Source organism: Microbacterium sp. A20 (genome assembly GCF_004794515.1).
In the GTDB taxonomy this organism is placed as follows: domain Bacteria; phylum Actinomycetota; class Actinomycetes; order Actinomycetales; family Microbacteriaceae; genus Microbacterium.
This window is the reverse complement of record NZ_SSDF01000080.1, coordinates 15501-28697: the sequence shown is the minus strand read 5'-3', so window position 1 is coordinate 28697 and position 13197 is coordinate 15501. Positions and strand designations below refer to the sequence as shown.

The 13197-nt window shown below is 70.2% G+C and carries 13 protein-coding genes; 10 read left to right on the top strand and 3 right to left on the bottom strand.

Going from position 1 to position 13197, the window contains the following annotated elements:
- Positions 1-47: 47 nt before the first annotated feature.
- The 10 genes from DW298_RS10825 (at position 48) to DW298_RS10780 (ending at position 10302) form a co-directional block, all read left to right on the top strand.
- Positions 48-1172 carry an ABC transporter ATP-binding protein gene (locus DW298_RS10825; RefSeq protein ID WP_168429608.1) on the top strand — a complete coding sequence of 375 codons (1125 nt, stop codon included), beginning with the start codon at positions 48-50 and terminating at the stop codon, positions 1170-1172.
- 57 nt (positions 1173-1229) lie between these two features.
- The gene (locus DW298_RS10820) at positions 1230-2390 is read left to right on the top strand and encodes an ABC transporter substrate-binding protein (protein WP_136042488.1); all 1161 of its coding nucleotides are present in this window, start codon (positions 1230-1232) and stop codon (positions 2388-2390) included.
- A gap of 2 nt (positions 2391-2392) precedes the next feature.
- Positions 2393-4255, top strand: a complete 1863-nt coding sequence (locus DW298_RS10815; protein ID WP_136042487.1) for an iron ABC transporter permease — start codon at positions 2393-2395, stop codon at positions 4253-4255.
- Between the two features lie 254 nt (positions 4256-4509).
- Positions 4510-5502, top strand: a complete 993-nt coding sequence (locus DW298_RS10810) for a TIGR03557 family F420-dependent LLM class oxidoreductase (protein WP_136042486.1) — start codon at positions 4510-4512, stop codon at positions 5500-5502.
- On the top strand, positions 5499-6299 hold the full coding sequence (gene cofE, locus DW298_RS10805) for a coenzyme F420-0:L-glutamate ligase (RefSeq protein ID WP_136042485.1): 801 nt from the start codon (positions 5499-5501) through the stop codon (positions 6297-6299). The genes DW298_RS10810 and cofE overlap by 4 nt, the downstream gene beginning before the upstream one ends.
- Entirely contained in the window at positions 6296-7321 is a 1026-nt protein-coding gene (gene fgd / locus DW298_RS10800) for a glucose-6-phosphate dehydrogenase (coenzyme-F420) (RefSeq protein WP_136042484.1), read from the top strand. The genes cofE and fgd overlap by 4 nt, the downstream gene beginning before the upstream one ends.
- A 9-nt stretch (positions 7322-7330) precedes the next feature.
- On the top strand, positions 7331-8002 hold the full coding sequence (cofC, locus tag DW298_RS10795; protein WP_136042483.1) for a 2-phospho-L-lactate guanylyltransferase: 672 nt from the start codon (positions 7331-7333) through the stop codon (positions 8000-8002).
- Positions 7999-9210, top strand: coding sequence for a 2-phospho-L-lactate transferase (gene cofD / locus DW298_RS10790; RefSeq protein ID WP_136042482.1), 1212 nt, complete (start codon positions 7999-8001; stop codon positions 9208-9210). Before cofC ends, cofD begins: the two co-directional genes overlap by 4 nt.
- Positions 9211-9334: 124 nt before the next feature.
- The gene (locus tag DW298_RS10785; protein WP_136042481.1) at positions 9335-9817 is read left to right on the top strand and encodes a hypothetical protein; all 483 of its coding nucleotides are present in this window, start codon (positions 9335-9337) and stop codon (positions 9815-9817) included.
- A gap of 113 nt (positions 9818-9930) precedes the next feature.
- Positions 9931-10302: a hypothetical protein gene (locus tag DW298_RS10780; RefSeq protein ID WP_136042480.1), complete on the top strand. Its 372-nt coding sequence runs from the start codon at positions 9931-9933 to the stop codon at positions 10300-10302.
- A 26-nt stretch (positions 10303-10328) separates the two neighbouring features.
- Here the strand turns inward: DW298_RS10780 and DW298_RS10775 are convergent, their stop codons facing one another.
- The 3 genes from DW298_RS10775 to DW298_RS10765 form a co-directional block, all read right to left on the bottom strand.
- A complete protein-coding gene (locus DW298_RS10775; RefSeq protein ID WP_136042479.1) occupies positions 10329-11144 on the bottom strand; it encodes an ABC transporter ATP-binding protein in 816 nt (271 codons plus the stop codon).
- Complete coding sequence (locus tag DW298_RS10770; protein ID WP_136042622.1) at positions 11141-12121, bottom strand: putative F420-0 ABC transporter permease subunit; 981 nt, start codon at positions 12119-12121, stop codon at positions 11141-11143. The genes DW298_RS10775 and DW298_RS10770 overlap by 4 nt, the downstream gene beginning before the upstream one ends.
- An 89-nt stretch (positions 12122-12210) precedes the next feature.
- A complete protein-coding gene (locus tag DW298_RS10765) occupies positions 12211-13191 on the bottom strand; it encodes a putative F420-0 ABC transporter substrate-binding protein (RefSeq protein WP_136042621.1) in 981 nt (326 codons plus the stop codon).
- Between the last annotated feature and the right edge of the window lie 6 nt (positions 13192-13197).

Here is a 13197-nt window from a genome sequence, read left to right as displayed (position 1 = left end):
TCGCAGTGGATCCAACATCCAGAACCAGGAAGCAGGCGAAGGCTCCCATGACCGAGAGATCCGGAGGCGGCCGACTCGTCGTCGACGCCCTGAAGAAGGATTACGAGCTCGACGGTGCCGCCGTCCCCGTGGTCAAGGACGTCACCTTCACGATCGAGCCGGGGACGTTCTACTCGCTCCTCGGACCGTCGGGGTGCGGCAAGACGACGACGCTGCGCTGTGTCGCCGGGCTCGAGCGGAGCAACGGCGGGGTCATCTCGCTCGACGGCGCCGTGCTCTCGACCGGCACCGAGCACGTGTCGCCCGACAAGCGCGACATCGGCATGGTGTTCCAGAACTACGCGATCTGGCCGCACATGACCGTGTTCGCCAACGCGATCTTCCCGCTGCAGGTCGCGGGCTCGAAGCTGCCGAAGCAGGAGGCGCGCAAGCGGGCGATGGAGGCGCTGGAGCTGGTGCAGCTCGACCACCTCGCGCAGCGTCCGGCCACCGCGCTGTCGGGCGGCCAGCAGCAGCGGCTCGCCCTCGCCCGGGCCCTCGCTCACCGCCCGCGGCTGCTGCTGCTCGACGAGCCGCTGTCGAACCTCGACGCCAAGCTGCGCGACACCATGCGCAACGAGCTGCGAAGCCTGCAGCGCACCCTCGGCATCAGCGCCCTGTACGTGACGCACGACCAGTCCGAGGCGCTGTCGATGTCCGATCGGGTCGCCGTCATGAACGGCGGACGCATCGTGCAGGAGGCCACACCCCGGGAGCTCTACGACCAGCCGGCCGACCGCTTCGTGGCGAACTTCGTCGGCCGCGCGAACATGATCCCCGCCGTGGTGATCGAGCGCGACGGCGGCGGCGACGCGGTGGTCGAGGCCCTGGGCACCCGGCTGCGGACGCCCGTGCCCGACGGCGTCTCCGCGGGCGACGAGGTCACGCTCACCTTCCGCCCAGAGACCGTGCGCTGGCACGAGACCGACGTCGAGCGCCCCAACGTGCTCCCCGTGCGCATCGTGCGTGTGGAGTTCCTCGGCGAGATCGTCGAGTACGAGGCCGAGGTGCTCACCGAGGGTGAGCCCGTCGCCACGATCGTCGGCCGCGGAGCACCGCTAGCGACACCCCCCGAGGGCGGCAGGGTCTTCCTCGAACTGGTCCCGCACGCCTGCCGCGTGCTGGGCGCCTGATCCATCCCGCACCACACCCGCAATCACACACCTGATGTCAGAGAGGACATTCAGATCATGAAGAGAACACTGGGAGCTGTCGCCGTCACGGCGACGTTCGCGCTCGCCCTGACCGGCTGCGGCACGCAGAGCGAGGCCGCCTCCGGCGACAGCGCGCTCAAGGGCGATGCCGCCTCGGCTGTCTGCGACGCCGTCGAAGTCGGCGCGATCACCCGCTGCGAGAACTTCTACGACGACTACTGGCCCGAGATCGACAAGCAGCTCGACGCCCTCTACGAAGAGGCGAAGAAGGCCGACGACGGCACGCTGGTCATCTGGGACTGGTATGAGCTGTCGCCGGATGTCATCGCACAGTTCAACGAGCGCTTCCCCGACATCAAGGTCGAGACCCGCGGTCTGACCTACAACCTCTCGTCGGCGATCATCTCGGCCAAGGCCACGGGGTCGCGCAACACCGACGTGGTGTCCGGCTCGATCACCTCGATGGCCGCGATGTACGACGAGGGCTTCTGGGAGAAGGTCGACTGGGCGAGCTTCGGCGTGCCCGAGGAGTACCTCACCATCGGCGCCCCCGAGCTCATGCCCGACAGCATCAACGGCACCCTCATCCAGTACAACACCGAGAAGGTGGATGCCGTTCCGGAAACGCTCGACGGTCTGCTCGCCCCCGAGTACAAGGACAAGGTCTCGGTCGCCGGGTACAACGCGGTGGTCTTCGCCGGGTACGGTATGGCCGAGGGCGAAGACAAGATGGTCGACCTGATCGACGAGCTGATGTCGTCGGGCAACCTGAAGCTGCTCGAGGACCAGGGCGCCCCGCTGTCGAGCGGAGACGTGCCCATCGCGCTGAACCAGACGTTGTTCAACCCGAACCCGGCGCTGCAGGTCTCGCCGTTCGAGCACGCGGGGGTCTGGGCGCAGTTCTCCGGCGTGAACTCCGATGGGAAGAACAAGCCCGGCGCCGCACTGTGGACGCTGTGGAACGCGTTCGACCCCGACTGGATCAGCCTCCGCATGACGGACGAGCGCTTCGCCAGCACGCAGGTGCCGTTCGCCGGGCTCCCCGCCGAGACGTTCGCCGAGTCCACCGGACTCATGAAGACGAACTCCGACGCGCTGCTGCTCGGCCTCGAAAGCGGCGCCGAGACCGAGACGCAGGCCACTCGTGACGACTGGCAGGCCATGATCAACGCCGCCGACAAGGCGCTGAACGGATAACCATGTTCAAGGCAGGACGGACCACGGGGCGAAAGCGCCCCACCTCGATGACGATCGCCATGGTCGTCTCGGGTGCGGTCATCTTCATCCTTCTCGCGGTACCGCTGATCGTCCAGGTGATCACCGCGTTCCGTGGTCCGTTCCTGCCCTTCGGCGTCTCATCGGCCCAGTGGGGTGTCGAGAACTTCGTCACCCTGTGGCAGTTGCGCGAGGACTTCTGGGGCGTGCTCGGTGCGACCGGCGCCTTCGTCGGCGGTTCCACGCTGCTCACACTCCTGATGGCGTTCGGTCTCGCGTGGGTCACCGTGCGGACGGATGCTCCGTGGCGTCGCCTCATCTCGGTGCTGGTGATCGTGCCGTACATCATCCCGCCGATCGTGAAGGCGCAGGCCTACCTGCTGATGCTGTCGCCCGAGTCGGGCGTGCTCAACCAGATGCTGCGGCTGCTGCCCTTCGCGAGTGACGTGCCGATCGACCCCTACGCGTTCCCGACCATGATCTTCATCCAGGCGCTCACGAACGTCACATTCCCGTACCTGATGATCGTGCCCATCCTGACCAACATGGACGGCTCGCTCGAGGAGTCGGCGCGGGTGTCGGGGGCCTCGTGGCCGCAGACCCTGCGCCGCGTGACGCTACCGATGCTGTGGCCGGGCCTGCTCGGGGTGACCGTGCTCACCTTCATCCTGGGCCTCGGCAGTCTCGAGGTGCCGCTGTTGTTCGGCCAGGAGTCGGGGCGCGACATCTTCGCCCTCAAACTCTGGACGCTCATCAGCTCCAACGCGGGCGAGCTGCCGCAGTACGGGCTGGCCGCCGCGTGGGGACTGGTGTTCCTCGTAATCACGACCATCGCGTTCGCGGTCTATCTGCGGGCGACCCGCAACGCCGAGCGCAGAGCCTCGGTGTCGGGCAAGGGCTTCCGGCCGTCGACCATGCGCATGGGGCCGTGGAAGATCCCGGTCATGGTGCTGGTCGCCGTGTTCGTGCTGCTCACCGGCATCCTTCCGCTGCTCGCCCTGCTGTGGGCGGCGATCACGCCCTACCCCGTGGCGTTCTCGATCGACGCGCTGCTCGGCAACACCGACTTCGGGGCGTTCGGCACGGTGCTCGCCGACTCGGAGTTCTGGGTGTCGCTCGGGCGCACGGTCATCATCGCGGGCGGCAGCGCCACGATCGCGGTCGTCTTCGCCACGGTGCTCGCCTACGGCATCGCGCGCAGCAAGAAGACCTGGTGGGTGAAGGCGATGGACCTGTTCGCGTCGTCGTCGGTCGCGATCCCCGCGACCATCGCCGGTTTCGCGATGTTCCTCACCTTCATGGTGATCAACCCGTACATCCCGATCGCGGGCACGCTGCTGGCGCTCGTCATCGCGTACTCGTACCGGGTGTCGATCGCCTACCGCTCGTCGTACAGCGCGACGCTGCAGATCCGCCCCGAGCTGGAGGAGGCCGCTCTCACCAGTGGAGCCAGTCGGTTCGAGGGGTTCCGTCGCATCATCGCCCCGCTGCTGATGCCCACCGTGATGGCCGTGTGGATCCAGATGTTCATCCTCGGCACCAACGAGTTCACGCTCCCGGCGTTCCTGGCGACCCCGTCGTCGCGTCCGCTGTCGATGTACATCTACGCGATGATCAACCCGCGATCCGCGCAGCTGTATGCGCCGGATCAGGGGGCCGCGATGGCGCTGATCTTCACGCTGATGGTGTTCGCGATCGGGTACGGGCTGCAGTGGGCGCTGTCCCGCCGCGCGATCGGTCGGGCCCGCAAGCCCGTCGCCGCCGGTCTCCCCGCCCTCGCCGCCCCGCCGGTTCCCGCCGCCGATTCCGCGACGGTGACCCTGGCGGTGCAGCGCCAGAAGCGCTGAGCCCCGCGCCGGCGCCGCACCCCGCGCGCGCCCGCACATCCCGCCCGCGCCCGTCCATGGGTTGACGAGTGCACGGCTTCGCGACGAGTGCACGGCTTCTCGACGTGAAGAGCCCGTGCACTCGGCAGGATGCCGTGCGCTCGGGGTGGGCAGGGGTGGAAGCGGGGGAACGCGGGCGCGGGTGTGTGCTCGAGGTATTGACTTTTGGATCCAGTATCCATTCAATGGAGACAACAGCAGCGTGAGGAGGCGACATGCAGATCGGGTACGCCGCGATGCTCGAGCACGTCGAGCCCACCGCCGTGATCGAGAACTGCGTGCTCGCCGAGGCGCACGGGTTCCGCGGCATCATGGCGACCGACCACTTCCAGCCCTGGCTCCCGCGGCACCGGGCCGCCGCCCACGTGTGGACCATGCTCGGCGCGATCGGCGCGCACACGACCGGCGACCTCGGCCCCGGCGTCACGACACCCGGGTTCCGCACGCATCCGGCCGTCGTCGCTCAGGCCGCCGCGACCCTCGCGACCCTCTACCCGGGGCGCGCCTGGCTCGGGGTCGGCTCGGGGGAGGCGCTGAACGAGCACATCGTCGGCGACTATTGGCCGGAGCCGGCCGAGCGCATCGACCGCATGTTCGAAGCCGTCGACCTGATCCGCAAGCTCTTCACCGCGTCGCTCGCCGGCCGCGACACCCGCCACCGCGGCGAGCACTTCCGCATGGAATCGACCCGGCTGTGGACCATGCCGCCGACCGCTCCACCGGTCTATGTCGCCACGGCCGGCCCCGCCACCGCCCGACGCGCCGGGCGCAACGCTGACGGCCTCATCACCACCTCGGCCGAAACGGAGCGCCTCGCCCCACTGCTCGCACGCTTCGCAGAAGGAGCGCGGGAGGCGGGGCATGACCCCGACTCCCTGCCGAAGGTGCTCCAGCTGCGGGTGTCGTGGGCGCCGACCGACGAGCAGGCCCTCGAGAACGCGCTCGCCGAATGGCCGATCGCCGGGCTCCGGATGCGCCGTGGCGACGTGCGGTCGCCGTACGACTTCGAGCAGCTGGTGCGCGGGGTCACCCCCGACGACGTGCGGGCGGGGATGCTCATCTCGGCCGACCCCGATGTGCACCGCGCGCAGATCCAGCGCTATGCCGATCTCGGCTTCACACGCATCTACTTGCACAACGTCGGGCCGGACCAGCGGCAGTTCGTCGAGGTCTTCGGTCGCGACGTGCTCCCGAAGGTGCACGCATGAGTGCCCCGGCGATCACCGTCTTCGCACTCACCGGGATCGGCGAGGTGCGCCCTGGCGACGACCTCGTGACACTGATCCTCGCGACCGGCGTCGAACTCGTCGACGGCGACATCCTCGTCGTCACCTCGAAGATCGTGTCGAAGGCGGAGGACCGCTACGTGCAGGCCGCCGACCGCGAGGCCGCGATCACCGCCGAGACCGTGCGCCTGGTGGCCTCGCGCACCTTCGACGGCCACACCATGCGCATCGTCGAGAACCGCCTCGGCATGGTCGCCGCTGCCGCCGGGGTCGACGCCAGCAACACCCCGGACGGCTGGGTGCTGCTGCTGCCGGAAGACCCTGATCGTTCGGCGAGGGAGATCGCCGCGGAGCTCAGAGCCGCGACCGGTGCCGAGGTCGGTGTGATCCTCAGCGACACCCTCGGTCGGCCCTGGCGTGAGGGCCAGACCGACGTCGCGATCGGCGGCGGAGGCGTGCGCATGATCGCCGACCTCCGCGGCACGACCGACCAGGCGGGCAAGGTGCTCAGCGTCACGACCCCGTGCGTCGCAGACGAGCTGGCCGCGGCATCCGATCTGGTCAAGGGCAAGGCGAGCGGCAACCCGGTCGCAGTGGTGCGTGGGCGCGCCGACCTCGTCGGCCCCCTCGACCTGCCAGGCGCCACGAGCATCGTGCGCTCCTCGGAGCGCGACCTCTTCTGGCTGGGCACGGCCGAAGCACTCGACCAGGGATACCGCGACGGCTATGCCGCCGCCCTGGCAGACATCAGACAACGACAACAGAAGGATGCGACATGACACTGACCCTCGGATACAAGGCCAGCGCAGAGCAGTTCGACCCCCGGGAGCTCGTCGAGATCTCGGTCGCTGCGGAGGCGCACGGCATGCAGTCGGTGTTCGCCAGCGACCACTTCCAACCCTGGCGGCACACCGGCGGCCACGCCCCGTTCTCGCTCACCTGGATGGCGGCGGTCGGCGAGCGCACGTCGAGCATCCGCATCGGCACCTCGGTGCTGACCCCGACGTTCCGCTACAACCCGGCGGTGCTCGCGCAGGCGTTCGCGAGCCTGGGCTGCCTGTACCAGGACCGCATCATCCTCGGCGTCGGCTCCGGTGAGGCGCTGAACGAGATCGCGACCGGTTTCCGTGGCGCGGGCGAGCAGGAATGGCCCGAGTTCAAGGAGCGCTATGCGCGGCTGCGCGAATCGGTGCGTCTGATGCGGGCGCTGTGGTCGGGCGACCGCGTGAACTTCGACGGCGAGTACTACTCGACGCACGACGCCTCGATCTACGACCGCCCCGAGGGTGGCATCCCGATCTACATCGCCGCGGGTGGACCGATGGTGGCGCGCTACGCCGGCCGCGCGGGCGACGGCTTCATCTGCACCTCGGGCAAGGGGCAGGAGCTCTACGTCGACCAGCTGCTCCCCGCCGTGAAGGAGGGGCTGGCGCAGTCGGAGCGCTCGTTCGACACGTACGACCGGATGATCGAGATCAAGCTGTCGTACGAGGAGACCCGGGAGGCGGCGCTGGAGAACACCCGCTTCTGGTCGCCGCTGTCGCTCTCGAAGGAGCAGAAGCACGACATCACCGATCCGGTCGAGATGGAGAAGGCCGCCGACGCGCTGCCGCTGGAGACCATCGCGAAGCGCTGGATCGTCGGGAACGACCCGGATGCCGTGGCCGCCGAGATCCAGCAGTACATCGACTGGGGCTTCAACCACCTCGTCTTCCACGCGCCCGGGCACGACCAGCGCCGCTTCCTGCAGCTCTTCGAGCGCGACATCGCGCCCCGGCTGCGCGATACGGCCCGCGGCTAGGCGTCCGACATGATCCGGGGTTCGGGGGTCGGGGTGCCGCTGCCGGGTGCGCCGGTGCGGGAATGGGTCGTGGTGATCCCGGTGAAGCGCGCCGAGATCGGCAAGTCGCGACTGCGGATCCCCGGCGTGGATCGCGAGCCCCTCGCCCGCGCGATCGCACTCGACACGGTCGAGGCCGCGGCCGCGTGCGAGCGGGTCGCCCAAGTCATCGTGGTGACGAGGGACGAGGTCACGGCGACCGCGCTGCGGCTGTTGCCCCGGGTGCGTCTGGTGCGCGACCGCAGCGAGGGTCTCACGGCGGCGATCGAGCAGGGAGTGGGAGCGGCACCGGGTGACCGGCCGCGAGCGGTGCTGCTCGGCGACCTTCCCGCGCTACGTCCGGACGAGCTCGCCAGGGCACTCGCGTTCGCCTCGTCGCATCCGCGGGCGTTCGTGCCGGATGCGGAGGGCACAGGCACCGTGCTCGCCACCGCACGTGCCGGTGTCGAGCTGCGCACCTGCTTCGGCGGGGATTCGGCAGCCGCTCATCGCGCCGCCGGTTTCTCTGAAGTGGGGCTTCCGGTGCTGAGCGGACTTCGTCGCGACCTCGATCACGCCGAGCATCTCCGCGACGCACGTCGCGCCGGTCTGGGACCTCGCACGTCCGCCCTCCTCGATCGCCCCCTGGTCCTCGCCTCATGACGGCGACCGATGCCCCTCGGATCGTCGTGCTCGCGGGCGGCGTGGGCGGGTCGAAGTTCGTCGTCGGAGTGCGCGAAGCAGCGCGACGGCAGTGGCCGGATGCCGCAGGCGGCACCCGCGCCGAGATCACGGTCATCGCCAACACCGGTGACGACCTGTGGTTGAGTGGCCTGCGGCTGCAGCCCGACGTCGACTCGATGATCTACGCGCTCGCCGGAGTGAACGACACCGAGCGCGGCTGGGGGCGCACGGGGGAGTCGGAGCGCGTCGCCGCCGAACTGCACGCGTGGGGTGCCGGGTGGCCGTGGTTCACACTCGGCGACCTCGACCTGGGCGCCCACATCGCGCGCACGGGCTGGCTGCGCGATGGTGCCTCCGTCACCGAGGTCGTCGCCCGGCTCGCGTCACGCTGGCCGCTCGGGGTGCGGCTGCTGCCCATGACGGATGCCGAGGTCGACACGCACGTGACGACCGACCACGGCCGCATGCACTTCCAGGAGTGGTGGACCCGGCACCGGGCATCGCTTCCGGCGCAGAGCTTCGACTGGCCGGGCGTCGAGCACTCCGCGCCGGCGCCGGGTGTGCTCGAAGCGATCGCGGCGGCCGACGTCATCCTGTTCGCGCCGTCGAATCCGGTGGTCTCGGTCGGCCCGATCCTCACCGTGCCCGGCATCGCCGACGCGGTCCGTGCGGCATCCGGAACCGTGGTCGGGGTGTCGCCGATCATCGCGGGTGCTCCGGTGCGCGGCATGGCCGACGCCTGCCTGGCCGCCGTCGGCATTCCCGCCACGGCGGATGCCGTCGGGCGACACTACGGCGTGCGCGCCGCCCGGAGCCTGTTCGACGCCCGCGGCACAACTTCGGAGATCGCGGCCGACACGCCGCGGCATCCGTCCAGCCCCCGGGGTGTCGAGCCCGATCTCCGAAGTTGTGCTCGGGAAGGGGGTGTCGAGCCCGATCTCCGAAGTTGTGCTCGGGAGGTCGGGGCGGGCGGTCTGCTCGACGCGTGGCTCATCGGCGAGGAGGATGCCGCACTTGCCGAGGTGCTTGAAGGGGAAGGGCTCTGTGCGCCGGTGCGTCCGCTGTGGATGCGCGACCTCGACACCTCGGCGCGGCTGGCCGCGGATGCCCTCGCGGTCGGACTCTCCGCCGGCCCGGGTCACAATGACCGGGTCCTCCACGCGGCCCCGACAGGCCAAAGGTCGTAGACCGCCGCGGGAAGACTGGACGAAGGTTTCGGCCTTTCGGCGTAATGACCGGACCATCGGCACCGTCTCTCCCCGTGAGGGAATGTTCGGCCGAAAGGGGGCCGGACTGCAGGAGGGGTGAGTCATGATGAATGATCGACGCCGCGTGGATCGGCTGTTCGAAGAGCTGGAGGCCGAATGCGGCACCAGCGTGGAGTGCCTCGCCGATCGGGTGTCGGCGCTGACCGGCATGGACATCGAGATCGAGGTCCTCGACGATGCGGAGTGGATGACGGTCGCGCCGTTCATCCTCGCCGAGGGTGATCGCGTGCGGATACCCGTGCGCGGTTCCGATCCGCGGTGGTTTCGGCTGCACACCGTCACCCATGAGCTCGCGCACGTGCTCTGCGGGCACGCGCGATGCGAGACCCTGCCGATGACTTTCGACCAGCTGCGGACTCCGGCCCGGTCCTGCGCTCTCGCCGGTGTCGGCGGAGGGTCGGGTGTTGTTCCTCCCGAGGTCTCGGCGGCCGCGGCGGAGGCCGACCACGAGGCCGAGGCCGAAGCCGAAGCACTCTCGCTGCGACTGAGCGCATTCGTCCGCGCGCCGAGCCTGGCGCACGCCTAGGTTCCGCTCCGCGGACCGCCGACGGCAGCCTCCACGACCGCCGTCTTCGCGTCGGATGCCCCGAATAGACTGACGCTCCCGGTGCGCAGCGGCTCCGGGAGGACGGGGACGCCATGGGGAAGCGCAAGACGCCGGAGCAGCTCGCCGACGAGGAACGCCGTTACAGGTTGGCACGGGGTGCGCACACGCCGGAGGAATTCGCACAGCTCGTCGACGACCCGAATCAGGGAATCCGCGCGGCGGCCGCTCACAATCCGGATGCCGACGCGCAGGCTCTCGCCCGCTTCGCCACCGACCGGTTCTGGGGTGTGCGGATCGAGGTCGCCCATCACCCGAACGCCACCCGCGAGATCGTGCTCGGTCTGCTCGAGGTCGACCCGCGCAAGCGCGGCGTCGTGCATCATGCCGCCCGTGAGCGTCTGATCGCCGAGGGCGTCGTGTTCGATGAAGAGGGCCTGGCCGTCGTCGACCGAGACGTCGACTGAGGCGTCGACTGAGTCGACCGAGCCTCTCAGCGACCGGACGTCGGAGCCATCGCGGCGTCGAAGACGATCAGCGGTCGATCGCTCCCCGGACGCGTGAGCACCTCCGCGTCGACACGCCACACGCGAGCGATGAGCTCGCGCGTCAGCACATCCTGCGGCGGCCCGGCCGCCTGCACATGCCCGTCGGCGACCACCACGACCCGGTCGGCGAATGCCGCCGCGTGATTGAGGTCGTGCAGCGCGGCGAACACGGTCATGCCCTCGCGGGAGAGGGAGCGCAGCAGCACGAGCGCGTCGAGCTGCGCCCGGATGTCGAGGTGGTTCGTCGGTTCGTCGCACAGCAGCAGTGACGGACGCTGAGCCAGCGCCCGCGCGAGGTTCACGCGCTGGCGCTCGCCGCCGGACAGGGTCGCGGCGTCACGGTCGGCGAACTCGAGCGCACCGGCGCGTGCCAGGGCCGCATCCGTGGCCGTGGCATCCGCCTCCTCGCCCTCGAACGACAACCATCCCCGGTGCGGGAGCAGCCCGAGTCCGACGATGTCGCGGCCGGTCATGCCCTCGGCCGCCGACCATTCCTGCTCGACCAGTGCCACCCGCTGCGCGCGTTCGCGTCGTCGCAGCGCCGGGAGCGGGGCTCCGTCGAGGGTGAGGGCCTCGACCTCGCCGCGCAGGGTGCCGGCGATCAGGCGCAGCAGCGTGCTCTTGCCCGAGCCGTTGGGGCCGAGCAGCGCGGTCACCGCGCCGCCGGGAGCCGCGATGTGCATGCCGTCGATGATCAGCCGGTCGCCGTGGCCGAACCGGATGCGGCGGGCGTCGAGGCCGCTCGCCCGCACGCCGGTCATGCCCGACCCTTCCGCATGCGCAGCATCAGCAGCGCGAACACAGGGCCGCCGATCAGGGCCGTGACGATCCCCACCGGCAGCTCACGAGGCTCGAACACGGTGCGGGCGATGGTGTCGGCCCAGATGAGGAACACCGCCCCCGCGAGGAACGAGACCGGCAGCAGCGCGCGATGCGGGGCGCCGACGACCGCGCGGACGGCGTGCGGCAGGATCAGCCCGACGAAGCCGATCGATCCGCTCACCGCGACGAGGGCTCCGGTCAGCAGCGCCGTGCACACGAAGAGCAGCACCCGCAGGCGGGTGACCGGGATGCCGAGCGCCTCGGCCGCGGTGTCGCCGAGCACGAGGCTGTCGAGAGGGCGCGCCGAGGCGAGCAGGGGGACCGCGCACACGACCACGGCGACCCCGGCGAGAGCGGCATCCGCCCAGTCCGCACCGCCGAGCGAGCCGAGCAGCCAGCTGAGGATCTCGCGGTAGCTGTCGTTCGTCGCACTCCAGAAGATCACGAGGCTCGTCAGCGCGGCGAGCACGGCCGACACGGCGAGACCCGCGAGCACCACGGCGGTCGGTCCCGCAGAACCGGCGGCGCGGGCGAGGCCGAGCGTCAGCACGAGAGCGAGCAGCGCACCGGCGAACGCGGCGAACGGCAGCGCCACCGCGGCGCCCAGGACGATCACGATCACCGCACCCGTGGACGCGCCCGACGAGAGCCCGAGCAGATACGGATCGGCGAGCGGGTTGCGGGTGAGCGCCTGCATCACGGCACCGCACAGGGCCAGACCACCACCGACCGCGGCGGCGGTGAGCACGCGGGGCACCCGGCCCTCCCAGATGATCGCGTCGCGGATCGGGGTGAGCCCGCTGGCGGCGCCCGACACATGCGACCACACACTCGCCACGAGTTCGGCGGGCGTGATGTCAGCCGGTCCGATCGCGACCGCCGCGACGACGCTGCCGGTCAGCACGAGCAGCAGCACCGCGACCGCCGAGACCGTGCGCCGCCGTCGCGGGTGAGTGGTCGATGGCGCCGCGACCGGGATCGCCGCCCGCAACGGGACCGTGACGCTCACTGCTCTCCGAGCTGGGTCACGATCGACTCCACGGCGTCGACGTTGCGGATGCCGGCCTCGGTCGCGGGGAAGTCGACGATCACGAACCGTTCGTTCTGCACGGCGTCGAGCTGCGACGTGACCGGGTTCGACGTGAGCAGCGCGATCTTGGATTCCGCGGTGTTCCACGCGGCATCCACCAGCACGATCACGTCGGGGTCGGCTTCGGCGATCAGCTCCCATGAACTCGACGTCCAGGTGTCGTGCACGTCGGCGAACAGGTTGTCGAGCCCGGCGGTCGACATGATCATCTGCGGTGCCCCGATGCCGGCGCCGACGAAGGGCTGGTCCGTGCCCGACGAGTACCAGACTGCGGTCAGGCCGCGCTCGTCGGGGGTGATCGCATCGAGGGCCGCGCGCTGCTCCTCGACCAGCGCAGCCGCGGCCTTCTCCTCGCCCAGCAGCTCGCCCGCCTCCGCGAACCCGTCGAACACGGTGTCGAACGTGAGGGGATCGGGCATGTACCCCGCGGCCTTGCACGCGGCGGGCGCGACGTAGGTGGTGATGCCGAGGGACTCCAGATCGGCACGCTCGCCGGCGCCGTCGACCGAGAAGTTCGACTCCCAGCCGGCGAACACCAGGTCGGGTTCGAGTTCGAGCACGGCCTCCTTCGACGGCACCTTGTCGGAGACGACGTCGATGTCCTCGGCGCCCGCTGCGAGATCGTCGGGCAGTGGGCCGTCGGAGAAGGCGGAGCCGATGATCCGGTCGCCCGCGCCGAGCGCCAGGGCGAGCTCGAGCGTCGATGACTTGATGGTGAGGATGCGCTGCGGTGCGGCATCCATCGACACCTCGGTGCCGCAGTTGTCGAGCACGACGGGTTTCGGATCGGCGGCAGCGGCGGGAGCGGCGGGGGTGGCGGCGCATCCGCTCAATCCGGCGGCGAGGAGGAGGGCGAGGACGGGAGCGGCGCTGAGAGCGCGGGCGGTGGCGGGCATGGTTCT